Here is a 20,033-nt window from a genome sequence, read left to right as displayed (position 1 = left end):
AGAGGTACACATGCCCGAGTTACCAGAAGTCGAAACCACCCGACGCGGCATTGCCCCGCACCTGGAAGGCCAGCGCGTCAGCCGCGTGGTAGTGCGTGAGCGGCGCCTGCGCTGGCCAATTCCGGAAGACCTGGATGTGCGCCTGTCAGGGCAGCGCATCGTGCTGGTGGAGCGCCGGGCCAAATACCTGTTGATCAATGCCGAGGTGGGCACCTTGATCAGCCACCTGGGCATGTCGGGCAACTTGCGCCTGGTTGAGGTAGGTATGCCGGCGGCCAAGCATGAACATGTGGATATCGAGCTGGAATCGGGTATGGCCCTGCGCTACACCGACCCGCGGCGCTTCGGTGCGATGCTCTGGAGCCTCGACCCGCACAACCATGAGTTGCTGATGCGGCTGGGGCCGGAGCCGTTGACCGACCTGTTTGATGGCGAGCGTTTGTTCCAGCTGTCTCGCGGCAAGTCGATGGCGGTGAAGCCGTTCATCATGGACAACGCGGTGGTGGTAGGCGTGGGCAATATCTATGCGACCGAGGCGCTGTTTGCAGCGGGTATTGACCCGCGCCGCGCCGCCGGGGGAATTTCACGCGGGCGTTATTTGAAGCTGGCGATTGAGATCAAGCGGGTGCTGGCCGCTGCCATCGAGCGGGGCGGTACCACGTTGCGGGACTTTATCGGCGGCGATGGGCAGCCGGGGTATTTCCAGCAGGAACTGTTCGTGTATGGCCGGGGCGGCGAGGCGTGCAAGGTCTGCGGCACTGAGCTGCGCAATGTGGTGCTGGGGCAGCGGGCGAGTGTGTTTTGCCCTAGGTGTCAGAGCTGATGGTTGGGTGAGGGCTGAGATTGCTATCGCAGGCAAGCCAGCTCCCACATTTGAATGTATTCACATATCCAAGTGTGGGAGCTGACTTGCCTGCGATGAGGCCTTTACGGGCAATGAAGAGGCTTAGGCCTTACCGGTAATCTTGCGGTACTTCTCCATCAACTGCTCTTCAGTCTCAGGGTGTGCCTCGTCCAGAGGAATGCAATCGACCGGGCATACCTGCTGGCACTGCGGTTCGTCGTAGTGGCCGACGCACTGGGTGCACAGGTTGGGGTCGATCACGTAGATCTCTTCGCCTTGGGAAATGGCGGCGTTCGGGCACTCGGGTTCGCAGACGTCGCAATTGATGCAATCGTCGGTGATGATCAGGGACATGGAAACTCCTGCCAGGGCACTCTGCCAAGGCATCTGAAAACTAATGCGCGCAATTGTGCCGCATTGACGCCCGCAGTGCGAGCCTGTCTCTGTGGTGAGGGATGAAAGGATTGGGACTGCTGCGCAGTCCAGCGGGAGCAAGCTCCCTCGTCACAATGAGCCTTACTTCTTGAAGCGCAATGTCAGTGCGTCTGCTACAGCTGGATGCACGAACTTGGTGATATCTCCGCCCAAAGCAGCGATTTCACGAACCAACGTCGAGGAAATGAACGAATAACGCTCCGACGGCGTGAGGAACAGGCTTTCCACGTCCGGCGCCAATTGGCGGTTCATGTTGGCCAGCTGGAATTCGTATTCGAAGTCCGACACCGCGCGCAGGCCACGCAGGAACACATTGGCGTTCTGCTCCTTGGCGAAATGCGCCAGCAGTGTCGAAAAGCCCACTACTTCCACATTCGGCAGGTGCTTGGTGACCTCTTGCGCCAACTCCACACGTTGTTCCAGGGGAAACAGCGGGTTTTTCTTGGGGCTGGCCGCGACCGCGATGATCACATGGTCGAACAGGCGAGAGGCGCGTTCGACCAGATCGCCATGGCCTTTGGTAATCGGGTCGAAGGTACCTGGGTACAACACTCGGTTCATCGCGTCGTCCTGGCGGAGTCCGTTGGGGAACCGGATGGTATCGCAGCATTACCGGTGGGCCAAGTCGACTTATGTAGATAGATACCGTGAATACCCTGTCTTTTCATGCCGTTTTCAGACGTTCGGCCAATGCGCTCGCCAGTTGCGCGGTCAATCCGTACACCGACAATTGCGGGTTGGCGCCAATGCTGGTGGGGAACAGCGAGCCATCGTGGATCGACAGGTTACGCAACTGATGATGGCGACCCAGGCTGTCGGCGACGGCATTTTTCGGATCTTCACCCATGGCACAACCGCCCATCACGTGGGCGCTGCCCAGGGTGGTGCGATGCAGTTCCAGGTTCAGACCGTCGATCACGCTGCGCGCTTCGGCCAAGTTGTTCACAAAGCGCGCGTCGTGATGCAGGGGCTTGACCGATTTGGCCCCCGCCGCGAACTGAATCTCGGCCATGCTGTGGAAGGCCCGGCGCAGGCCGTCCCAGGCGTAGGGCGAGACCTGATAGTCGAGCACTGGGGTGCCGTCACCGCGTAACTCCACCGTACCGCCCGGGCTGTCGGGGTGAAAGCCGTCGCGCAGCAGCGCGAGCATGGCGTGGGTGTGGGGTAATTGGTTCATGTCCAGGGCGTTCTGGTTGCCGTAGCCACCAAACAGGGTGCTCGCCAGGCCTGGATGCAGGGGCGGTGCTTCCAGTTTGTAGGACATTTTGCCGGTAGTGCCGTCCTGCCATTGGAAATGGTCGGAGTAGATGGATTGCGGCGCACCGTAGAAGGGGTTGATCACTTCGTCGAACAGCCCGGCGGAGAAATTGACCAGGTGCAGGAAGGTGCGCTTGCCCAGCCGCGAGTGTGGGTCGGGCGCGTCGGAGCGCATCAGCAGGGCCGGGCTGTTGATGCCGCCGCCCGCCAGCACATAGTGCTTGGCTTTCACCCTGATCTTGCGCCCTGTGGGCGCTACGCAGCGTTCGTCCATGGCCACGCATTCGAGGCTGCTGATGGTGTCGCCGCTGTATGTGAGCCGTTCGGCGCGGGCCAGGTAAAGCAGTTCGCCGCCCTTTTCCAGGGTGGACGGGATGGTCGTCACCAGCATTGACTGCTTGGCGTTGACCGGGCAGCCCATGCCGCAATACCCCAGGTTGAAGCAGCCGCGCACATTGCGCGGGATCACATGCCAGCTGTAGCCGAGCTTTTCACAGCCTTTGCGGATCACATCGTTGTTGGCATTCGGCGGCAGCGCCCAGGGCGCGATGCCCAGGCGCTGTTCCATTTTTTCGAACCAGGGCGCCATTTCGGCGCTGCTGTGGCCTTTGACCGCATATTCGCTGGCCCAATGCGCGAGGGTAGCGTCAGGGGTGCGAAAGCTGGAGGTCCAGTTAATCAAGGTGGTACCGCCCACCGCCCGGCCCTGCAGGATGGTGATAGCGCCGTCCTTGCTCATGCGGCCGATGCCTTCCTGGTAAAGGCTGGCGTAGGCTTCGTCTTCCAGCAGCTTGAAATCACTACTGGTCTTGAGCGGGCCTTCTTCGATCAGCAACACTTTGTAGCCGGCGGCGCTGAGGATTTCGGCGGTGGTACCGCCCCCGGCGTCGCTGCCGATGATGGCGACATCCGCTTCCAGGGTCAGGTCGTGATCCAGGGCGGCGCCATTGTGGGTTTTCCAGCCACGGGCCAGGCCGTCGCGGAACAGATCGGGTACGGGCATAGGTGTGCTCTCTTATTCTTGTTGGAAGATGCAATCTTGGGGGATTGCCCAGGCTAGATCTTGGGCGGGCCGGGGTAGCCGCAATGGGCCCAGGACTCGGGCCGGAAGTACCAGGCCATGATCACCAGTTTGAGCAGCGAGCCCTGGCCCATGCGCAAAAGGTTCAGGTAACTGTTTTCCCAGCGGTGCAGGAAATTGCGGATCTGTTCGCTGCTGGCGTTTTCCCAACTGCCCCAGATACCGGTCAGCGGGCCGCGGGTAATGCCCATGCCCAGTACGTCGAATAATTGCTGGGTGAGCTTGAACATTTCGGGCGACAAGTGCTGCAGGCTGTAATCGAGCTTTTTCAGGGTGTCTTCAATACCGGCAAGCACTTGCTCTGCGCTGGCCGCGCCTTCCAGCAGCACCGGGATCACTGCCCGCAAGAACGGCAAGTCGCTGGTGCGCAACATTGCAAAGCCGCTGGCCGGCGTACTGCTGGAGCAACCGCTGAGGCTGGCGCCCAACCCGGCGGTGGCGAGGAAGGCGCTGGCACACAGGCCGATTTTCAAGACGCCGCGCCGTGACAGCGCAGGTGAATCAGTCAGGCTGGGGTTCATTGTTTTTATTGTCCCGAAGGTGGCGGTTATCAGCGGATAAACAGTTTCTGGATCAGCTTCTGGATCGACTTGCCATAGGGCGGGTAGATCAAATTCGCCGCGTTCAGGCGCTGTTTGACCAGCACACCCTTGGCCTTGCTGAACGTCAGGAAACCTTCGTGACCGTGGTAATGGCCCATGCCTGACGGGCCGATGCCACCGAACGGCATATCGTCCTGGGCGACGTGCAGCAAGGTGTCGTTCAGGCACACACCGCCGGAATGGGTTTCGTGGAGCACCCGCGCTTGTTCGCCTTTGTTGTAGCCGAAGTAATACAAGGCCAGTGGGCGAGGGCGCTGGTTGATGTAGGCAAAGGCTTGGTCAAGGCCGCGATACGGCACGATGGGCAGGAGCGGGCCGAAGATTTCGTCCTGCATCACGGTCATGTCGTCGCTGACATTCAACAGCAGGCTGTGGGCCATTCGCCGCGCCTGGCCTTGCTCGTACAGCGGGATCAAGGTGGCGCCTTTGTCGGTGGCGTCCTTGGCGTAGGCATTGAGCCGGGCCAGTTGGCGCTCGTTGATGATGGCGGTGTAGTCCGGGTTGTCGGCCAGCGTCGGATAAAACCCGCGCACCGCTTTGGAATACGCCTCGACAAAGCCCTCCACGCGATCTTCCGGTACCAGCACATAATCCGGCGCCACGCAGGTTTGTCCGGCGTTCAAGGCTTTGCCGAAAGCGATGCGTTCGGCAGCATCCTTGAGCGGCACGTCGGCCGAGACAATGGCTGGCGATTTGCCGCCCAGCTCCAGGGTCACCGGCGTGAGGTTTTCAGCCGCCGCACGCATCACGTGCTTGCCTATACTGGTAGCGCCGGTGAACAGCAGGTGATCGAAGCGCAACTTGGAAAACGCCATGCCCACGTCAGCTTCGCCCAGCACGACGGACACCAGGTCCTCGGGGAAGATCTTGGCCAGCAACGCCTTGAGCAGCTCGCCGGTGGCCGGCGTGGATTCGCTGAGCTTGAGCATCACCCGGTTACCGGCAGCCAATGCCCCAACTAGCGGGCCGATGGCCAGGTACAGCGGGTAGTTCCACGGCACGATGACGCCGACGACGCCCAGTGGCTGGTAAATGACTTTGGCTGAGGCGGGCTGGAAGGCAATGCCTACAGCGCGGCGGGAAGGTTTCATCCAGCCCTTGAGGTGTTTGCTCGCGTAGTGAATGCCATGCAGGCTAGGCATCAATTCGGCAAACAGGGTTTCGTCGGCGCTGCGATGGCTGAAATCCTGGCTGATCGCATTGATCAGCGCCTGGCGTTCGTCGCTCAGCAGATCCCGCAGGGCCTTGAGCCATTGCTGGCGCTGCCCGGCCGGCGGCATCGGGTTGGCGGCATAGGCGCGGCGTTGGGCGTCGAACAGGTCCTGGAGTTGATCCAGCGCCTGGGAATCTTGCAGGTAGGCAACGTTGGCAGACATGGCGCGGCACCGATTGTTATTGGTCTGCCTGGATTTTTAGAGTCATTGCTCTAAATTGTCAAATAACATTGCAGTAACATCCAGATTTATCCTGGCCGGGTTAGGCCGTAAGATGCCCCATCCCGTGTATAGAAGCTGATCCCCTATGGCACCACGAGTAAAGACCAGCGAGCGCATTGTGCAAACCAGCCTGGAGCTTTTTAACCAGCAGGGCGAGCGCAGTGTCAGTACCAACCACATTGCCGCCCACATGGAAATTTCCCCGGGCAACCTGTACTACCACTTCCCTAACAAGCAGGCGATCATCGCCGTGCTGTTCCGCGAATATGAAGCGTTGGTAGACAGTTTCCTGCGCCCGCCCCAGGGACGCACGATGGTGGTGGAGGATAAACGCTTTTACCTGCAAGCCGTATTGGCCGGCATGTGGCGTTATCGCTTCCTGCATCGCGACCTCGAACACCTGCTGGAGAGCGACCCGGAACTGGCGACCGGCTACCGGCGTTTTTCCCAGCGTTGCCTGATCCAGGGCGGCGCGATCTACCAGGGCTTTGTCGATGCCGGCATTCTCAATATGGACCCGGTGCAAACAGAAGCCCTGACCCTGAATGCGTGGATCATCCTCACCTCGTGGGTGCGCTTTTTGTGTACCACCAATGAAAAATCCACCCACCTGAGCGCCGAGGCGATCAAGCGTGGGGTTTATCAGGTGCTGGTGCTGGAGGCGGGGTTTGTCACGCCACAGGCCAAAGAGGCGGTGGACGCCTTGTTCAAAGAGTTTTACGTGCCGTTGAATCAGGCACTGGAAGAAGTGAAGTAAGACCTTTCCCCTTTGTATTCACAGGAGTCAGTCATGCCGCTTGCCCAACTGATCAGCCCCCAGCAATTGGCCGAGCGCCAACAGTCGAGCGGGTGGGTGATCCTGGATTGCCGCTTTGCCCTGGAAGACCCGGACTACGGCTTGTGCAGTTACGCCGAAGGGCATATCGAGGGCGCGCAATACGCCGACCTGGAGCGCCACCTGAGCGGCCCGGTGACCAAGGGCGTGACCGGTCGTCATCCTTTGCCGGCGGCGGACACGTTCGCCAGGCAACTGCGGGCCTGGGGTATCAGTGCCGACACCGATGTGGTGCTGTATGACGACGGCCCCGGTGCCTACGCCGCCCGTGCCTGGTGGCTGCTGGCCTGGCTGGGCAAGCGTGATGGTGTGTTTATTCTGGATGGTGGCCTCAAGGCCTGGCATGCCGCCGGTTTCCCCCTGAGCCTGGACGCGCCCGTGGTTGAGCCAGGTACCTTCGCCGGTACGCCGGATCATCGTCTGTTGCTGGATGCCGAACACCTGCAAAAACGCCTGGGCCAACCCGGCCTGACCTTGATCGACGCCCGCGCCCAGCCGCGCTTTCGTGGCGAAGTAGAACCCATCGACCCGATTGCCGGGCATATCCCTGGCGCGCAATGCGCGGCGTTCAGTGAAAACCTGGGCAGTGATGGTCGTTTCTTACCGGCTGATCAGCTCAAGCAACGCTTTGCCGCGCAGCTGCAAGGGCGCCCGCCGCAGGAGTTGGTGGCGTATTGCGGGTCTGGGGTGACGGCGTGCCATAACCTGTTTGCGTTGAGCCTGGCGGGGTACCCGTTGGGTAAGTTGTATGCGGGGTCGTGGAGTGAGTGGATTACCAATCCGGCGCGGGAAATTGCGAAGGGCGACTAAACGATCGGTGTGAACACTTGCTTAAAATGTGGGAGCTGGCTTGCCTGCGATAGCAGAGTGTCAGCCACCTCAACGTTGGCTGGCCCACCGCTATCGCAGGCAAGCCAGCTCCCACACTATTGACCGTATTGGGTCTGGAGCCATTGCGGGATCCGGCGCTCCAGGTAGTAACCAGGGCGCTTCAGCGAACCCTCCACAAACCCCACATGCCCGCCCTTGGCCAGCAACTCGAACTCGGTGCAGGCCGACAGCTCACTGGCGTCAGGCAAGCTGTGCGCAAACACAAACGGATCATCAGCCGCCTGGATAATCAGCGTCGGCGTGCGGATACCGCCCAGGTAATAGCGGCTGGAAGCGCGGCGATAGTAATCCTCGGCACTCAAGAAACCGTGCAGCGGCGCGGTTACCCGCCCGTCGAAGTCCCAGAACGTGCGCATCTTTTCCAGGGAGCCAAGGGCCTCCAGGGTTTTGAGCCCATCCTCACGACCGTCCTGCAGGAATTGGCGTTGCTTGACGCGGATATACGCCAGCATCTCGCGCATGAAGTGCTTTTGATACACCCGCGAGAACCCCAGCCCAATGCGATCCGCGCATTGATCCAGGCGAAACGGCACCGACACCGCCGCCGCGCCCTGCAGCCCTGAGGCCTCGCCGGTTTCCCCCAAATGCTTGAGCAACACGTTGCCGCCCAGGGAGTAACCCACCGCGTACAAGGGCGCCAAAGGCCGCTTGGCGCGCAGATGAGCAATCGCGGCTGCCAGGTCTTCGCTGGCGCCGGAGTGATAGCTGCGAGCCAGCAAGTTGGGCTCGCCCGAGCAGCCGCGCCAGTTCAACGCAGCACTGGCCCAGCCTTGGGCGGCGAGGACTTTTTGCAGGCCGGCCACATAGGGTGAATTGGACGAACCGGTCAGCCCATGCAGCACCAGTACCAAAGGCGCTTGCACGTCATGAGGCCCGTGCCAGTCGAGATCGAGGAAGTCGCCATCCTCCAGCCACAGGCGCTCACGCTGACGCTCGATGTGGGTGGTCGGCCGCCACAGCGGTCCCCACAGTGTCTGCAAGTGAGGGTTGCCGAGGCCGAAGGCGGGTTTGAACAGGTCGCAAGAAGGGGTCATGACGCTCTCGGTGGCAAGTGAACTCACTGTGGCGAGCGAGCTTGCTCGCGCTGGGCCGCGTAGCGGCCCCATCAAGAACACTGCGTTTATTCAGTCGGAACACCTTGGCAGGTTTCAGGGCCGCTTCGCAGCCCAGCGGGAGCAATCTCTAGCCACACGATCAGGCGGCGTTTTCGACCAAACGATGCCACAACGCGTAATACACCCGCCCGGACTTCTGCTCCCGGTGCAGGCGCCAGCCACTTGGCAGGCCGAGCGTGGAGGGCGCGGTCTCGCTCTCAGTGTAGATCCAGGCATCCGGTGCCAGCCACTGGCGTTCTTCCAGCAGTGTGCAGACGGTCGGCAGCAGGTTCTGGTTGAACGGTGGATCGAGGAACACTACGTCGTATTCAGTGGCCGCCTGGGTTTCCAGGTAGCGCAGCGCGTCGGCCGTCTGCACCTGGCCGGTGGTGCAACGCAGCGTGCCCAGGTGCTCCTTGAGGCTGGACACCGCCACATTGCTGGCGTCCAGCGCCTGGCCCTGGGCCGCGCCACGGGACAGCGCCTCCAGGAACAGTGCGCCGCTGCCGGCGAACGGGTCCAGCACTTTGGCCCCGCCTATGTACGGCGCGAGCCAGTTGAACAGGGTTTCACGCACGCGATCGGGCGTCGGGCGCAGGCCCACGACGTCGGGGAAGCTCAGCTTGCGGCTGCCCCATTCACCGCCAATGATGCGCAGTTGGCCCACACCGTTATGCACGTTGTGGACAGGTTTTTTCGGGCGAGATGAACTGGCCATTAATGCTCCGGAACCCCGAGCGGCTGCTCGGCAGGTTTATCAGTGGGGGGCGGTAGTGGCTTTTGCGCAATCGTCGGGCCGGCGGTCACGATGACCATCTTGTCGGCGCTCAAGTGTTTGTTCATTGCAGCCTTGACCTGATCCACGGTCAGGGCCTGGGATTGTTTCATGAAATCTTCCAGATAGCTCAGCGGCAGGTTGTAGAAACCCATGGCGCCCAACTGCCCGACGATATCGGCGTTGCTGGCGGTGGACAGCGGGAAGCTGCCGGCCAGTTCGCGCTTGGCGTCGTCCAGTTCTTTTTGTGTTGGGCCGTTCTTGAGGTAATCAGCCAGTACATCCTCAACCAGGCGCAGGGTGCCGCCGCTCATTTCGGCGCGGGTCTGCAGGTTGATCATGAACGGGCCGCGCACCTGCATCGGTGAGAAACCGGAGTACACGCCGTAGGTCAGGCCGCGTTTTTCACGCACCTCGCTCATCAAACGGGTACCGAAGCCGCCGCCGCCAAGGATCTGGTTGCCCAGGGACAAGGCTGCGTAGTCCGGGTCGGCGCGGTCGATGCCCAATTGCGCAAACAGCAGGTGGGTTTGCTTGGACGGAAACTCGATACGGCTCAGGCCGGCTTTTGGCTCGGTCGGTTGAGCGATCTTGGCCATGGCCGGGCCTTTGGGCAGCGATGCCGACACTTTGGCCGTCATGGCCTCGGCTTCTGCACGGGTCAGGTCGCCGACGACCGCAATCACGGCATTGCCCGCCGCATAGGCTTTGGCATGGAACGCCTGCAACTGTGCCAGGGTAATTTTCGGCACGCTTTCTGGGGTGCCTTCGCTCGGATGCGCGTAAGGATGGTCGCCGTACAGACGCTTGAACAGCTCGATGCTCGCCAGTTTGCCGGGGTTCTGTTTCTGGTACTCGAAACCGGCCAGGATCTGGTTCTTGATCCGCGCCAGGGAATCCGCCGGGAACGTCGGCTGGCCAATCACCTGGTCGAACAGGGCCAGAGCGGCGGTGCGCTTATCGTTGTCGCTCAGGCTGCGCAGGGTCACCAGCGCCATGTCGCGATAGGCGCCGTTGCCGAAATCGGCCCCCAGGCCTTCGAACCCACTGGCGATCTGGCTGACATCCTTACCCGGCACGCCTTCGTTGAGCATGGCGTTGGTCATCAGCGCCAGGCCTGGCACGTCGCCATCCTGACTGCTGCCGGCGGCAAACAGCAGGCGCATGTCGAACATCGGCAATTCGTGGGCTTCGACGAACAGCACCTTGGCGCCTTCGGCGGTGGTCCAGGTTTGTACGTCGAGCTTGCGGTTGGTCGGTGCCTTGCCATCCAGTTCCGCCAGGGACTGCAGGGTGCTGGCCGTTTGAGCCTTGTCCAGGGCCTGGCTGGCGACCGACTCGCTCGGGCGCAAAAAGTAAACGGCGCTGGCCGCCATCAGGGTGACGGCGATCAGGCCGGGCAGGATCAGGCGGCTGTTTTTGCGATCACTCATGAGCGGTCTCCTCAGGAAAAACATGGGCGACGCTCAGACGTTCGCGGGTGAAGTAGGTGCGCGCGGCTTTCTGGATATCTTCCGGCGTCACGCTTTGCAGGTCGGCCAGTTCGGTGTCCATGAGCTTCCAGGACAGGCCGACCGTTTCCAGGGAGCCGATGGCCGTGGCCTGGCTGGTGATGGAATCACGCTGGTACACCAGGCCGGCAATGACCTGGGCGCGGATGCGCTCCAGTTCTTCGGCAGTCGGCGGCTTGGCCTTCAACTCATCGAGCAGGCGCCACAGGCCGGCTTCGGCTTGGGCGACGGTTTTCTTCTTCTGCTGGTTCGGCGTGGCCGAGAGGGTAAACAGGCTGTCGCCACGGGTGTAGGCGTCGTAGTTGGTGGAAGCCGCGGACACAAGTTCCTCACCGCGCTCCAGTTGCTCGGAGATCCGTGCACTGTAGCCGCCGTCCAGCAGAGCCGAGATCAGGCGCAGGGCCTGCACCGAGCGTTTGTCTTCGGCGGTGGCCAGGCCAGGCACGTTGAAGCCCAGGAACACGCTTGGCAATTGGGTCTGCACGTGCAGGGTCAGCAGGCGCTCGCCGGGCTCGGCCAGTTCCATCGGGATTTTTGCCGGCGGCACGTCACGCTTGGGGATCGGGCCGAAGTAACGTTGGGCGAGGTTTTTCACCTCGTCCGGGGTCACGTCGCCGACCACCACCAGGGTGGCGTTGTTCGGCACGTACCAGGATTGGTACCAGTGGCGCAGTTCCTCGACCTTCATGCGGTCCAGGTCGGCCATCCAGCCGATGGTCGGCGTGTGGTAGCCGCTGGCGGGGAAGGCCATGGCCTTGAAGCGCTCGTAGGCCTTGGACATCGGGTTGTCGTCGGTGCGCAGGCGGCGCTCTTCCTTGATTACCTCGATTTCCCGGCTGAACTCGTCGGCCGGCAGGCGCAGGCTGGCCATGCGGTCGGCTTCCAGCTCAAAGGCCACACCCAGGCGATCACGGGCCAATACCTGGTAATACGCGGTGTAGTCGTCGCTGGTGAAGGCGTTTTCTTCGGCGCCCAGGTCGCGCAGGATCAGCGAGGCTTCGCCGGGGCCAACCTTGGCGCTGCCCTTGAACATCATGTGTTCCAGGGCGTGGGACAAACCGGTCTGGCCCGGGGTTTCGTAGCTTGAGCCAACCTTGTACCAGACCTGGGAAACCACCACCGGCGCGCGATGATCTTCGCGCACGACCACCTTGAGGCCGTTATCGAGGGTGAATTCATGGGTGGGTTGTGGATCGGCAGCCAAAGCTGAGAGAGGCAGACAAACTGTGCTGAACAGCAGGCCTGCGGCGCGGCGGGCTAGAGCATTCATTCGTTTTTAAACCTGTTGGGCTGCCCGCTTGGTCTTAGCGTCGGCGGGCGAGGAGGTGCTAGGATACTGATCCGACCTAGGGACGGCCACTGTGGCTGTCTTGTTGAGGCCCTATTTAGGCCTTACAAAATGTTGCGCATGAACGAGCTGGCTAAAAAACAGTCTGTTACGCATCGAATTTTATTTACCGAAGCGCCCCTTGGCGCGTCGCTACCTTGAGATAGCCGTCTCCATGTTTGGTTCCAACGACGACAAGAAGACCCCAGCTGCGGCTGGCGAGAAGAAAGGCCTGTTCGGATGGCTGCGCAAAAAGCCGCAGGAAACCGTCGTCGAACAGCCACAGGTTCACGCTGAACCCACCCCTGAACCCGTAATAGAAGCCGAACCGGTTGTCGAGACGCCAGTTCCGGTGGTGTTGCCGATGGCTGAGCCGGTGTTGCAGCCGGTCGTCGAGGCCGAGCCGGAACTTGAGCCTGCGCCTGAGCACAAGCCTTGGTTGGAACTGCCGGTGGCCGAAGAGCCTGTGGCGTTAGTGGAGGATGTTCAGGCCGAGCACGTCGTGCCGCCGATTCCTGCAGTGGTTGAGCCGGCGCCGGTAGAGGTTGTGGCTGAAGTACCGCCCGTCGTTGAAGTGCCGGCACCGGTTGTTGCCGCACCTGCCGTCGTCGAGCCAGAGCCTGTCGTCGCCACCATTGAAACCAGCAAAACCGGGTTTTTTGCCCGCCTCAAGCAGGGCCTGAGCAAGACCAGCGCCAGTATTGGCGAAGGCATGGCCAGCCTGTTCCTGGGCAAGAAAGTCATTGATGACGAGCTGCTGGAAGACATCGAGACCCGCCTGCTCACCGCCGACGTGGGCGTCGAAGCCACCGCCGTGATCATCCAGAGCCTGACGCAGAAGGTCGCGCGCAAGCAGTTGACCGACGCCGACGCCCTGTACAAATCCCTGCAGGCTGAGCTGGCCGCCATGCTCAAACCGGTTGAAGCGCCGCTGGTGATCACGCCGAAAAAGCCGTTCGTCATCCTCGTGGTAGGCGTAAACGGCGCTGGCAAGACCACCACCATCGGCAAACTGGCCAAGAAGCTGCAGGGTGAGGGCAAGAAAGTCATGCTCGCCGCCGGTGACACCTTCCGTGCCGCGGCCGTCGAGCAGTTGCAGGTGTGGGGCGAGCGCAACAAGATCCCGGTGATCGCCCAGCACACCGGTGCCGACTCTGCGTCGGTGATCTTCGATGCCGTGCAAGCCGCCAAGGCGCGCAACATTGATGTGCTGATCGCCGATACAGCCGGCCGTCTGCACACCAAAGACAACTTGATGGAAGAGCTGAAGAAAGTGCGCCGCGTGATCGGCAAGCTCGACGCCGATGCACCCCATGAAGTCCTGCTGGTGCTCGACGCCGGTACCGGCCAGAACGCCATCAGCCAGGCCAAGCAATTCAACCAGACGGTGCAGCTGACCGGCCTGGCATTGACTAAGCTCGACGGCACGGCCAAGGGCGGTGTGATTTTCGCCCTGGCCAAACAGTTCGGGTTGCCGATTCGCTATATCGGCGTCGGTGAAGGCATCGACGACCTGCGCACCTTTGAAGCCGAACCCTTTGTACAGGCACTGTTTGCCGAGCGGGAGCGTTCATGATTCGATTCGAACAGGTCGGTAAACGCTATGCCAACGGGCATGTGGGCTTGCATGAGCTGAGCTTTCGAGTGCGTCGCGGCGAATTCTTGTTTGTCACCGGCCATTCGGGCGCGGGCAAAAGTACGCTGTTGCGCCTGCTGCTGGCCATGGAACGCCCGACTACCGGCAAGTTGCTGCTGGCGGGCCAGGACCTGGCCACTATCAGCAATGCGCAAATTCCATTCCTGCGCCGCCAGATCGGCGTGGTGTTCCAGAACCACCAGTTGCTGTTCGACCGTACGGTGTTCAACAACGTGGCCCTGCCGTTGCAGATCCTCGGGTTGTCCAAGGCCGAGATCGTCAAGCGCGTGGACTCGGCCCTGGAGCGCGTGGCGTTGTCGGACAAGACCGACCTCTTCCCCGGCGACCTGTCCACTGGTCAGCAACAGCGTGTCGGTATCGCCCGCGCCATCGTCCATCGCCCGGCTTTGCTGCTGGCGGACGAACCCACCGGTAACCTCGACCCGCGCCTGGCGGCCGAGATCATGGGGGTGTTCGAAGACATAAACCGCCTGGGCACCAGCGTCTTGATCGCCAGCCACGACCTGGCCCTGATTGCCCGTATGCGCCATCGCATGCTGACCCTGCAACGCGGCCGCCTGATCGGCGATGGGGAGGCGGGCGTATGAGTGCTACACGCAGCCCTAAAGTATCCGAACGGGTAGCTCCGAAGCCGGCCGACCCGCAACCGAAAAAGAAAAAACACGACGAAGACGACGGCCCGGACTTCGGCACCCTGGTGCACGCCTGGATCGAAAGCCACCGCGCCAGCCTGCTGGACAGCCTGCGGCGCCTGGGCAAGCAGCCGATCGGCAGCTTTTTCACCTGCCTGGTCATGGCCGTGGCCTTGAGCCTGCCGATGGGCTTGTCGCTGTTGCTTAATAACGTGGAGCGCCTGGGCGGTTCCTGGCAGCGGGCGGCGCAGATTTCGCTGTACCTGAACCTGGACACCAGCAGCAAGGAAGGCGAAGCGCTGCGTGACGATATCAAGAACATCCCGGGGGTAGCCGAGGCCGAGTACATCAGCCGCGACCAGGCTCTCGAAGAGTTCCAGCAGCAATCGGGCCTGGGCGAGGCGCTCAAGGAGCTGCCGCAGAACCCGCTGCCGGGCGTGGTGCTGGTAACCCCGAACGAGGTCGACAAACCGGCGCTGGAAGCCCTGCGACAAAAACTCGCAGAGATGCCGAAGGTGCAACAGGCGCAACTTGATCTAGTCTGGGTAGAGCGCCTGGCCGCGATCCTCAAGCTGGGCGACCGCTTTGTGTTCGGCCTGACGGTGTTATTAGTGTCTGCATTACTTTTGGTGATAGGTAATACCATTCGTCTTCATATTGAAAACCGTCGCACCGAGATAGAAGTGATTAAACTGGTGGGCGGCACAGACAGCTATGTGCGTCGGCCTTTCCTGTACATGGGCGCGCTGTATGGCCTGGGTGCGGGGATCTTGTCCTGGGGCGTACTGGCGTTTGGCCTGGATTGGTTGAACGACGCGGTTGTCGGCCTGGCGGGGCTCTACGGCAGTGATTTCGCGTTGGCCGGTGTGCCGGTAGCCGATGGTCTGAGTCTCTTGCTTGGCGCGGTGTTGTTGGGGTATATCGGTGCGTGGATTGCGGTGGCACGGCATTTACGTGAGCTGGCGCCGAAGTAGTTAATGCCAGATTAATGTGGTTTCGTTTGTATTGACCGTATCAGCGGTTTAGGGAACTTGTCCTACGGTTCCCAGGTCAATTTTCGCAGTGCTGAACTGCACGAGTTATGTGAGTCGGAGGTTTTTTCGTATGACCACTTCTTTGCAACCTGCTTATGCCTTGGTCCCGGGTGCGAACCTGGAAGCCTATGTGCACACGGTCAACAGCATTCCATTGCTGACGCCCGAGCAGGAGCGTGAACTGGCCGAGAGTCTCTACTATGAGCAGGATTTGGGGGCGGCTCGGCAGATGGTGCTCGCCCACCTGCGTTTTGTCGTACATATCGCCCGTAGCTATAGCGGCTACGGTCTGGCCCAAGCCGACCTGATTCAGGAAGGCAACGTAGGCCTGATGAAGGCTGTAAAGCGCTTCAACCCTGAAATGGGCGTGCGCCTGGTGTCGTTTGCCGTGCACTGGATCAAGGCGGAAATCCACGAGTTCATCCTGCGCAACTGGCGCATCGTGAAAGTGGCCACCACCAAGGCCCAGCGCAAGCTGTTCTTCAACCTGCGCAGCCAGAAAAAACGCTTGGCGTGGCTGAACAACGAAGAAGTCCACCGCGTGGCCGAAAGCCTCGGTGTGGAGCCGCGTGAAGTGCGCGAGATGGAAAGCCGCCTGACCGGTCATGACATGGCCTTCGACCCAGCCGCCGAAGCGGATGATGACAGCGCCTTCCAATCGCCGGCCAACTATCTGGAAGACCACCGGTACGATCCGGCGCGTCAACTGGAAGACGCCGACTGGAGCGACAACTCCAACCACAACCTGCACGAAGCGCTGGAAGTGCTGGACGACCGCAGCCGTGACATCCTCTACCAGCGTTGGCTGGCAGAAGAAAAAGCCACGCTGCACGACCTGGCGCAGAAGTACAACGTGTCGGCAGAGCGGATTCGTCAGCTTGAGAAAAGCGCGATGAACAAGCTGAAGTTGTCGATCGCCGCCTAAAACGCAGCGAACAAAAAATGCCCCGGTCGAAAGATCGGGGCATTTTTGTATGTGCTCGAAAAGTCTCAAGTACAACTCGGTTTAATGTGGGAGCTGGCTTGCCTGCGATGAGGCCGTGTCAGATGAAGCATGGGTTACTGACCCACCGCTATCGCAGGCAAGCCAGCTCCCACAGGTCCCATATTGTGTCAGTCGGACCAGGGTGCCTTTCGAGAGTTGTTCAGCTCCACCAGGTAACCATCCCCGCCCAATTGGCTCATCTGCTGGCGAATCCACGCCGCCCGCCGTGCCACATAGGCCGTCGGATGGCTGGCACTCCACACCCGTGGATTGGGCAACACCGCCGCCAGGTAACTGGCCTGCTGCCGCGAAAGCCCTTTGGCACTCACGCCAAAATGGTGCCGCGCCGCCGCTTCTGCGCCAAACACACCTTCATCCCATTCCACGCTGTTGAGGTACACCTCAAGAATCCGCTGCTTGGGCCATAACACTTCGATCAAACCGGTAAACCACGCCTCCAGGCCTTTGCGCAAATAGCTGCGGCCGGCCCACAGGAACAGGTTTTTCGACACCTGCTGGCTCAGGGTGCTGGCGCCGCGAATCGAGCCGCCACGCTCGTTGTGCAGGATCGCCGCCTGGATCGCGCCGAAATCAAAACCCCAATGTTGCGGGAAACGCTGGTCTTCACCGGCCATCACCGCGACTTTGAGATCATCGGAGATTTCGTCCCACGGAACCCAGCTGCGTTGCAGGTCAATGGGTTCGCCGTCGACCCAGGACTCGACCTTGCGCTCCACCATCAGCGCAGTGAACGGTGGCGGTACCACACGAAACAGCAGCACCAGCAACACACTGCCGATGGCAAACCATTTCACGACGTTGAGAAAGCGTTTGAAGAGGACACGCAGCATAGAGATGGCTTGGCCGAACCCGTTGAGCGGGCCATTATACAGACCCTGCCCGATGAGTCTGACTGGAGTTCCCCATGCTGCGTAGCTTTCTGATGCTGGCTGCCTTTTTCGGCTTTACCGGCGTTGCGCTGGGCGCTTTCGCCGCCCACGGCCTGAAAAATCGCCTGAGCGCCGACTACCTGGCGATCTTCCATACCGGCGTGACCTACCAGTTGGTGCATGCCCTGGCACTGTTCGGCGTGGCCTTGCTGGCGGCGCATATTCCGGGCCGGTTGGTCACCTGGGCGGGTATTTCGTTTACCGTCGGTATCCTGCTGTTCTCGGGCAGCCTGTATGTGCTGACGATGACCGGCATCAGTAAACTGGGGATCATCACGCCGTTTGGCGGGCTGGCGTTCCTGCTCGGCTGGTTCTTCCTGGGCCTGGCGGCGTGGCGTTTGCAGCTTTGACCGCTTGACGCTTGGAGCTGACCTTCAGGTTCCAATCGCGCTAGAATGCGGGCCCCTAAAAACGATGGCGGCCCGTGGCATGCGCATTCAGTTGAACGGCGAACCCTTTGAACTGCCCGACGGCGAAACCGTTGCGGCCCTGCTGACCCGCCTGGACCTGACCGGGCGTCGCGTCGCAGTGGAGCTCAACCTGGATATCGTCCCGCGTAGCCAGCACGCCGAGACCTTGTTGAAAGACAACGACCAGGTCGAAGTGGTCCACGCCATCGGCGGCGGCTAGCCCGCCACGGCCGCAACGCATTCTGCAGAACCTCATCCAATCAGAGGATTTCCCATGAGCATCGTTCGTAGCGACAAGCCTTTCGTCCTGGCCGGTCGTACCTACCAGTCCCGTCTGCTGGTCGGCACCGGCAAGTACCGCGACATGGAAGAAACCCGCCTGGCCATCGAAGCCTCGGGTGCCGAGATCGTCACCTTCGCCGTACGCCGCACCAACCTCGGCCAGATCGAGGGCGAGCCGAACCTGCTCGAAGTGCTGTCGCCGGAGCGCTACACCTTTTTGCCAAACACTGCTGGCTGCTACGACGCCATCGAAGCCGTGCGCACCTGCCGCCTGGCTCGTGAGCTGCTCGACGGCCACAACCTGGTGAAGCTGGAAGTGCTGGCCGACCAGAAAACCCTGTTCCCCAATGTGATCGAAACCCTCAAGGCCGCCGAGACCTTGGTCAAGGAAGGCTTCGACGTGATGGTCTACACCAGCGATGACCCGATCATCGCCCGTCAGTTGGCAGAAATCGGCTGCATCGCGGTGATGCCGCTGGCCGGTCTGATCGGTTCCGGCCTGGGGATCTGCAATCCGTATAACCTGCAGATCATCCTCGAAGAAGCCAAGATCCCGGTATTGGTGGATGCGGGCGTGGGCACTGCCTCCGACGCGACCATCGCCATGGAACTGGGCTGCGACGCGGTGCTGATGAACTCGGCCATTGCCCATGCCCAGCAACCAATCATGATGGCCCAAGCCATGAACCACGCCATCGTCGCGGGCCGCCTGGCCTACCTCGCCGGGCGCATGCCGAAAAAACTCTATGCCAGCGCCTCTTCGCCGCTGGATGGTCTGATCAAGTAAGAGCTATTGATGACTGAATCAAACGAAACGCCGAACACCGTGGAAGAGGGCGACGAGTCCAAGCACCGCCGCATCAAGAGTTTTGTGATGCGCGCCGGCCGCATGACCGAAGGCCAGCAAAAGGGCCTGGAGCAGGGCACGCCGCTGTTCGTGTTGCCCCTGGCCGATGCGCCGGTGGATTACGACCAAGTGTTCGGCCGTTCAGCCCCACGCTCCCTGGAAATCGGTTTCGGCATGGGCCATTCTCTGCTGGAAATGGCCGCAGCCGCGCCGGAGCAGGATTTCATCGGTGTGGAAGTGCACCGCCCAGGCGTCGGCGCATTGCTCAACGGTGTGTTGACCCAAGGCCTGAAAAACCTGCGGGTCTACGACTGCGATGCGATTGAAGTGCTCAACCGCTGCATCGCCGACAACAGCCTCGACCGCCTGATGCTGTTCTTCCCCGACCCATGGCACAAGGCCCGTCACCACAAGCGCCGCATCGTCCAGGCGTCCTTCGCGGAACTGGTGCGCAGCAAGCTGAAAGTGGGCGGCATCCTGCACATGGCCACCGACTGGGAACCGTACGCGGAATACATGCTGGAAGTGATGAACGTCGCCCCCGGCTACCGCAACCTGGCCGAAGACGGCAAATGCGTGCCACGCCCGGCCGAGCGGCCGATCACCAAGTTCGAACGCCGTGGCGAGCGATTGGGGCATGGGGTGTGGGATTTGAAATTCGAGAAGCTGGCTTAAACAGTCATCAGCTTGAAACGCAATCAAATGTGGGAGCTGGCTTGCCTGCGATAACATCACCTCGGTATCACTGATACACCGAGGTGTCTGTATCGCAGGCAAGCCAGCTCCCACATGTGTTTTGTAGTGCCTGCTGGGTCAGCGGCGGTCTGCTACCACGCCAATCAACACCAGCACCACGATCAACACCGGCGCCAGGCTGTAGTTATTGAACTGGCTCAACCCCCGCACAATCCACGGCGTGGCATAGATCAACGCCGCACCGCTGCCGATCAGGCACAGCAGGGCCATCAAGGGTACGCGCAAGGCGCCGGCGATGCTGCCCAGGCGCGCTTCGACCCAGCCCTTGATGTCGGCGCCGAACAGCACCAGCAAACAGCCCACAAGGGCCAACGAGATTTCCGACAGGTTGCTACGGCTCCAGCGGGATACGGTGGCGAGCAGGTCGAGTACCAGATCCATTCGATTTCCTT

22 protein-coding genes are annotated in these 20,033 nt (G+C 61.2%); 11 read left to right on the top strand and 11 right to left on the bottom strand.

Annotation, left to right across the window (positions count from 1 at the left end; all coding sequences use genetic code 11):
• Positions 1-10 precede the first annotated feature (10 nt).
• Positions 11-823 carry a bifunctional DNA-formamidopyrimidine glycosylase/DNA-(apurinic or apyrimidinic site) lyase gene (gene mutM, locus HBO10_RS06950; protein ID WP_003195148.1) on the top strand — a complete coding sequence of 271 codons (813 nt, stop codon included), beginning with the start codon at positions 11-13 and terminating at the stop codon, positions 821-823.
• 123 nt (positions 824-946) lie between these two features.
• Here the strand turns inward: mutM and HBO10_RS06945 are convergent, their stop codons facing one another.
• The 5 genes from HBO10_RS06945 to HBO10_RS06925 form a co-directional block, all read right to left on the bottom strand.
• Complete coding sequence (locus HBO10_RS06945; RefSeq protein ID WP_003195146.1) at positions 947-1,198, bottom strand: YfhL family 4Fe-4S dicluster ferredoxin; 252 nt, start codon at positions 1,196-1,198, stop codon at positions 947-949.
• 162 nt (positions 1,199-1,360) lie between these two features.
• Positions 1,361-1,840, bottom strand: a complete 480-nt coding sequence (gene coaD / locus HBO10_RS06940; protein WP_003195136.1) for a pantetheine-phosphate adenylyltransferase — start codon at positions 1,838-1,840, stop codon at positions 1,361-1,363.
• A gap of 103 nt (positions 1,841-1,943) precedes the next feature.
• Positions 1,944-3,539 carry a GMC family oxidoreductase gene (locus HBO10_RS06935; RefSeq protein ID WP_034128958.1) on the bottom strand — a complete coding sequence of 532 codons (1,596 nt, stop codon included), beginning with the start codon at positions 3,537-3,539 and terminating at the stop codon, positions 1,944-1,946.
• Positions 3,540-3,592: 53 nt separating this feature from the next.
• Entirely contained in the window at positions 3,593-4,138 is a 546-nt protein-coding gene (locus HBO10_RS06930) for a hypothetical protein (protein ID WP_034128957.1), read from the bottom strand.
• 29 nt (positions 4,139-4,167) lie between these two features.
• A complete protein-coding gene (locus tag HBO10_RS06925) occupies positions 4,168-5,595 on the bottom strand; it encodes a coniferyl aldehyde dehydrogenase (protein ID WP_034128956.1) in 1,428 nt (475 codons plus the stop codon).
• 145 nt (positions 5,596-5,740) lie between these two features.
• On the opposite strand from HBO10_RS06925, the gene HBO10_RS06920 reads away from it, so the two are divergent.
• Both HBO10_RS06920 and HBO10_RS06915 read left to right on the top strand, forming a co-directional pair.
• Complete coding sequence (locus HBO10_RS06920) at positions 5,741-6,412, top strand: TetR/AcrR family transcriptional regulator (RefSeq protein ID WP_005792294.1); 672 nt, start codon at positions 5,741-5,743, stop codon at positions 6,410-6,412.
• A 33-nt stretch (positions 6,413-6,445) separates the two neighbouring features.
• Positions 6,446-7,300: a sulfurtransferase gene (locus HBO10_RS06915; protein WP_034128955.1), complete on the top strand. Its 855-nt coding sequence runs from the start codon at positions 6,446-6,448 to the stop codon at positions 7,298-7,300.
• Between the two features lie 116 nt (positions 7,301-7,416).
• Here HBO10_RS06915 and HBO10_RS06910 read toward each other — a convergent pair whose 3' ends face one another.
• The 4 genes from HBO10_RS06910 to HBO10_RS06895 form a co-directional block, all read right to left on the bottom strand.
• Complete coding sequence (locus tag HBO10_RS06910; protein WP_034128954.1) at positions 7,417-8,415, bottom strand: hydrolase; 999 nt, start codon at positions 8,413-8,415, stop codon at positions 7,417-7,419.
• Between the two features lie 160 nt (positions 8,416-8,575).
• Entirely contained in the window at positions 8,576-9,193 is a 618-nt protein-coding gene (rsmD, locus tag HBO10_RS06905) for a 16S rRNA (guanine(966)-N(2))-methyltransferase RsmD (RefSeq protein ID WP_034128953.1), read from the bottom strand.
• Positions 9,193-10,683, bottom strand: a complete 1,491-nt coding sequence (locus HBO10_RS06900; protein WP_034128952.1) for a pitrilysin family protein — start codon at positions 10,681-10,683, stop codon at positions 9,193-9,195. Before HBO10_RS06900 ends, rsmD begins: the two co-directional genes overlap by 1 nt.
• Complete coding sequence (locus tag HBO10_RS06895; protein ID WP_034128951.1) at positions 10,676-12,031, bottom strand: pitrilysin family protein; 1,356 nt, start codon at positions 12,029-12,031, stop codon at positions 10,676-10,678. Before HBO10_RS06895 ends, HBO10_RS06900 begins: the two co-directional genes overlap by 8 nt.
• 232 nt (positions 12,032-12,263) lie before the next feature.
• On the opposite strand from HBO10_RS06895, the gene ftsY reads away from it, so the two are divergent.
• The 4 genes from ftsY (at position 12,264) to rpoH (ending at position 16,336) form a co-directional block, all read left to right on the top strand.
• Entirely contained in the window at positions 12,264-13,664 is a 1,401-nt protein-coding gene (gene ftsY, locus HBO10_RS06890) for a signal recognition particle-docking protein FtsY (RefSeq protein ID WP_034128950.1), read from the top strand.
• Positions 13,661-14,332 carry a cell division ATP-binding protein FtsE gene (ftsE, locus tag HBO10_RS06885; RefSeq protein WP_003195112.1) on the top strand — a complete coding sequence of 224 codons (672 nt, stop codon included), beginning with the start codon at positions 13,661-13,663 and terminating at the stop codon, positions 14,330-14,332. Before ftsY ends, ftsE begins: the two co-directional genes overlap by 4 nt.
• Positions 14,329-15,351 carry a permease-like cell division protein FtsX gene (gene ftsX / locus HBO10_RS06880; RefSeq protein WP_003195111.1) on the top strand — a complete coding sequence of 341 codons (1,023 nt, stop codon included), beginning with the start codon at positions 14,329-14,331 and terminating at the stop codon, positions 15,349-15,351. Before ftsE ends, ftsX begins: the two co-directional genes overlap by 4 nt.
• Positions 15,352-15,481: 130 nt before the next feature.
• Positions 15,482-16,336, top strand: a complete 855-nt coding sequence (rpoH, locus tag HBO10_RS06875; protein WP_003176698.1) for an RNA polymerase sigma factor RpoH — start codon at positions 15,482-15,484, stop codon at positions 16,334-16,336.
• A gap of 188 nt (positions 16,337-16,524) precedes the next feature.
• Here the strand turns inward: rpoH and mtgA are convergent, their stop codons facing one another.
• Positions 16,525-17,247 carry a monofunctional biosynthetic peptidoglycan transglycosylase gene (gene mtgA, locus HBO10_RS06870; RefSeq protein ID WP_169921958.1) on the bottom strand — a complete coding sequence of 241 codons (723 nt, stop codon included), beginning with the start codon at positions 17,245-17,247 and terminating at the stop codon, positions 16,525-16,527.
• Between the two features lie 74 nt (positions 17,248-17,321).
• Here mtgA and HBO10_RS06865 point away from each other — a divergent pair, with 74 nt between their 5' ends.
• The 4 genes from HBO10_RS06865 to trmB all read left to right on the top strand — a co-directional run bounded on the left by HBO10_RS06865 (position 17,322) and on the right by trmB (position 19,560).
• Positions 17,322-17,696 (top strand): DUF423 domain-containing protein, encoded by a 375-nt coding sequence (locus HBO10_RS06865; RefSeq protein ID WP_014720336.1) that lies wholly within the window; start codon positions 17,322-17,324, stop codon positions 17,694-17,696.
• A gap of 79 nt (positions 17,697-17,775) precedes the next feature.
• The gene (gene thiS, locus HBO10_RS06860) at positions 17,776-17,976 is read left to right on the top strand and encodes a sulfur carrier protein ThiS (RefSeq protein ID WP_052200005.1); all 201 of its coding nucleotides are present in this window, start codon (positions 17,776-17,778) and stop codon (positions 17,974-17,976) included.
• A gap of 54 nt (positions 17,977-18,030) precedes the next feature.
• Positions 18,031-18,825 carry a thiazole synthase gene (locus HBO10_RS06855; protein WP_014720334.1) on the top strand — a complete coding sequence of 265 codons (795 nt, stop codon included), beginning with the start codon at positions 18,031-18,033 and terminating at the stop codon, positions 18,823-18,825.
• Positions 18,826-18,834: 9 nt separating this feature from the next.
• On the top strand, positions 18,835-19,560 hold the full coding sequence (gene trmB / locus HBO10_RS06850; RefSeq protein WP_003195101.1) for a tRNA (guanosine(46)-N7)-methyltransferase TrmB: 726 nt from the start codon (positions 18,835-18,837) through the stop codon (positions 19,558-19,560).
• A gap of 138 nt (positions 19,561-19,698) precedes the next feature.
• Here the strand turns inward: trmB and HBO10_RS06845 are convergent, their stop codons facing one another.
• Positions 19,699-20,022 (bottom strand): DUF3392 domain-containing protein, encoded by a 324-nt coding sequence (locus tag HBO10_RS06845; RefSeq protein WP_003195099.1) that lies wholly within the window; start codon positions 20,020-20,022, stop codon positions 19,699-19,701.
• Positions 20,023-20,033 lie beyond the last annotated feature (11 nt).

Origin of the sequence: Pseudomonas sp. WS 5503, assembly GCF_012985385.1 — a bacterium.
Lineage (GTDB): Bacteria > Pseudomonadota > Gammaproteobacteria > Pseudomonadales > Pseudomonadaceae > Aquipseudomonas > Aquipseudomonas paracarnis.
Note: the sequence above shows the minus strand (reverse complement) of the source record. Positions and strands in the feature narration are given on the sequence as shown.

Coding starts and splice junctions, on each gene's coding strand:
- mutM (WP_003195148.1), top strand. CDS start 11: ATGCCCGAGTTACCAGAAGTCGAAACCACCCGACGCGGCATTGCCCCG.
- HBO10_RS06945 (WP_003195146.1), bottom strand. CDS start 1,198: ATGTCCCTGATCATCACCGACGATTGCATCAATTGCGACGTCTGCGAA.
- coaD (WP_003195136.1), bottom strand. CDS start 1,840: ATGAACCGAGTGTTGTACCCAGGTACCTTCGACCCGATTACCAAAGGC.
- HBO10_RS06935 (WP_034128958.1), bottom strand. CDS start 3,539: ATGCCCGTACCCGATCTGTTCCGCGACGGCCTGGCCCGTGGCTGGAAA.
- HBO10_RS06930 (WP_034128957.1), bottom strand. CDS start 4,138: ATGAACCCCAGCCTGACTGATTCACCTGCGCTGTCACGGCGCGGCGTC.
- HBO10_RS06925 (WP_034128956.1), bottom strand. CDS start 5,595: ATGTCTGCCAACGTTGCCTACCTGCAAGATTCCCAGGCGCTGGATCAA.
- HBO10_RS06920 (WP_005792294.1), top strand. CDS start 5,741: ATGGCACCACGAGTAAAGACCAGCGAGCGCATTGTGCAAACCAGCCTG.
- HBO10_RS06915 (WP_034128955.1), top strand. CDS start 6,446: ATGCCGCTTGCCCAACTGATCAGCCCCCAGCAATTGGCCGAGCGCCAA.
- HBO10_RS06910 (WP_034128954.1), bottom strand. CDS start 8,415: ATGACCCCTTCTTGCGACCTGTTCAAACCCGCCTTCGGCCTCGGCAAC.
- rsmD (WP_034128953.1), bottom strand. CDS start 9,193: ATGGCCAGTTCATCTCGCCCGAAAAAACCTGTCCACAACGTGCATAAC.
- HBO10_RS06900 (WP_034128952.1), bottom strand. CDS start 10,683: ATGAGTGATCGCAAAAACAGCCGCCTGATCCTGCCCGGCCTGATCGCC.
- HBO10_RS06895 (WP_034128951.1), bottom strand. CDS start 12,031: ATGAATGCTCTAGCCCGCCGCGCCGCAGGCCTGCTGTTCAGCACAGTT.
- ftsY (WP_034128950.1), top strand. CDS start 12,264: ATGTTTGGTTCCAACGACGACAAGAAGACCCCAGCTGCGGCTGGCGAG.
- ftsE (WP_003195112.1), top strand. CDS start 13,661: ATGATTCGATTCGAACAGGTCGGTAAACGCTATGCCAACGGGCATGTG.
- ftsX (WP_003195111.1), top strand. CDS start 14,329: ATGAGTGCTACACGCAGCCCTAAAGTATCCGAACGGGTAGCTCCGAAG.
- rpoH (WP_003176698.1), top strand. CDS start 15,482: ATGACCACTTCTTTGCAACCTGCTTATGCCTTGGTCCCGGGTGCGAAC.
- mtgA (WP_169921958.1), bottom strand. CDS start 17,247: ATGCTGCGTGTCCTCTTCAAACGCTTTCTCAACGTCGTGAAATGGTTT.
- HBO10_RS06865 (WP_014720336.1), top strand. CDS start 17,322: ATGCTGCGTAGCTTTCTGATGCTGGCTGCCTTTTTCGGCTTTACCGGC.
- thiS (WP_052200005.1), top strand. CDS start 17,776: ATGCGCATTCAGTTGAACGGCGAACCCTTTGAACTGCCCGACGGCGAA.
- HBO10_RS06855 (WP_014720334.1), top strand. CDS start 18,031: ATGAGCATCGTTCGTAGCGACAAGCCTTTCGTCCTGGCCGGTCGTACC.
- trmB (WP_003195101.1), top strand. CDS start 18,835: ATGACTGAATCAAACGAAACGCCGAACACCGTGGAAGAGGGCGACGAG.
- HBO10_RS06845 (WP_003195099.1), bottom strand. CDS start 20,022: ATGGATCTGGTACTCGACCTGCTCGCCACCGTATCCCGCTGGAGCCGT.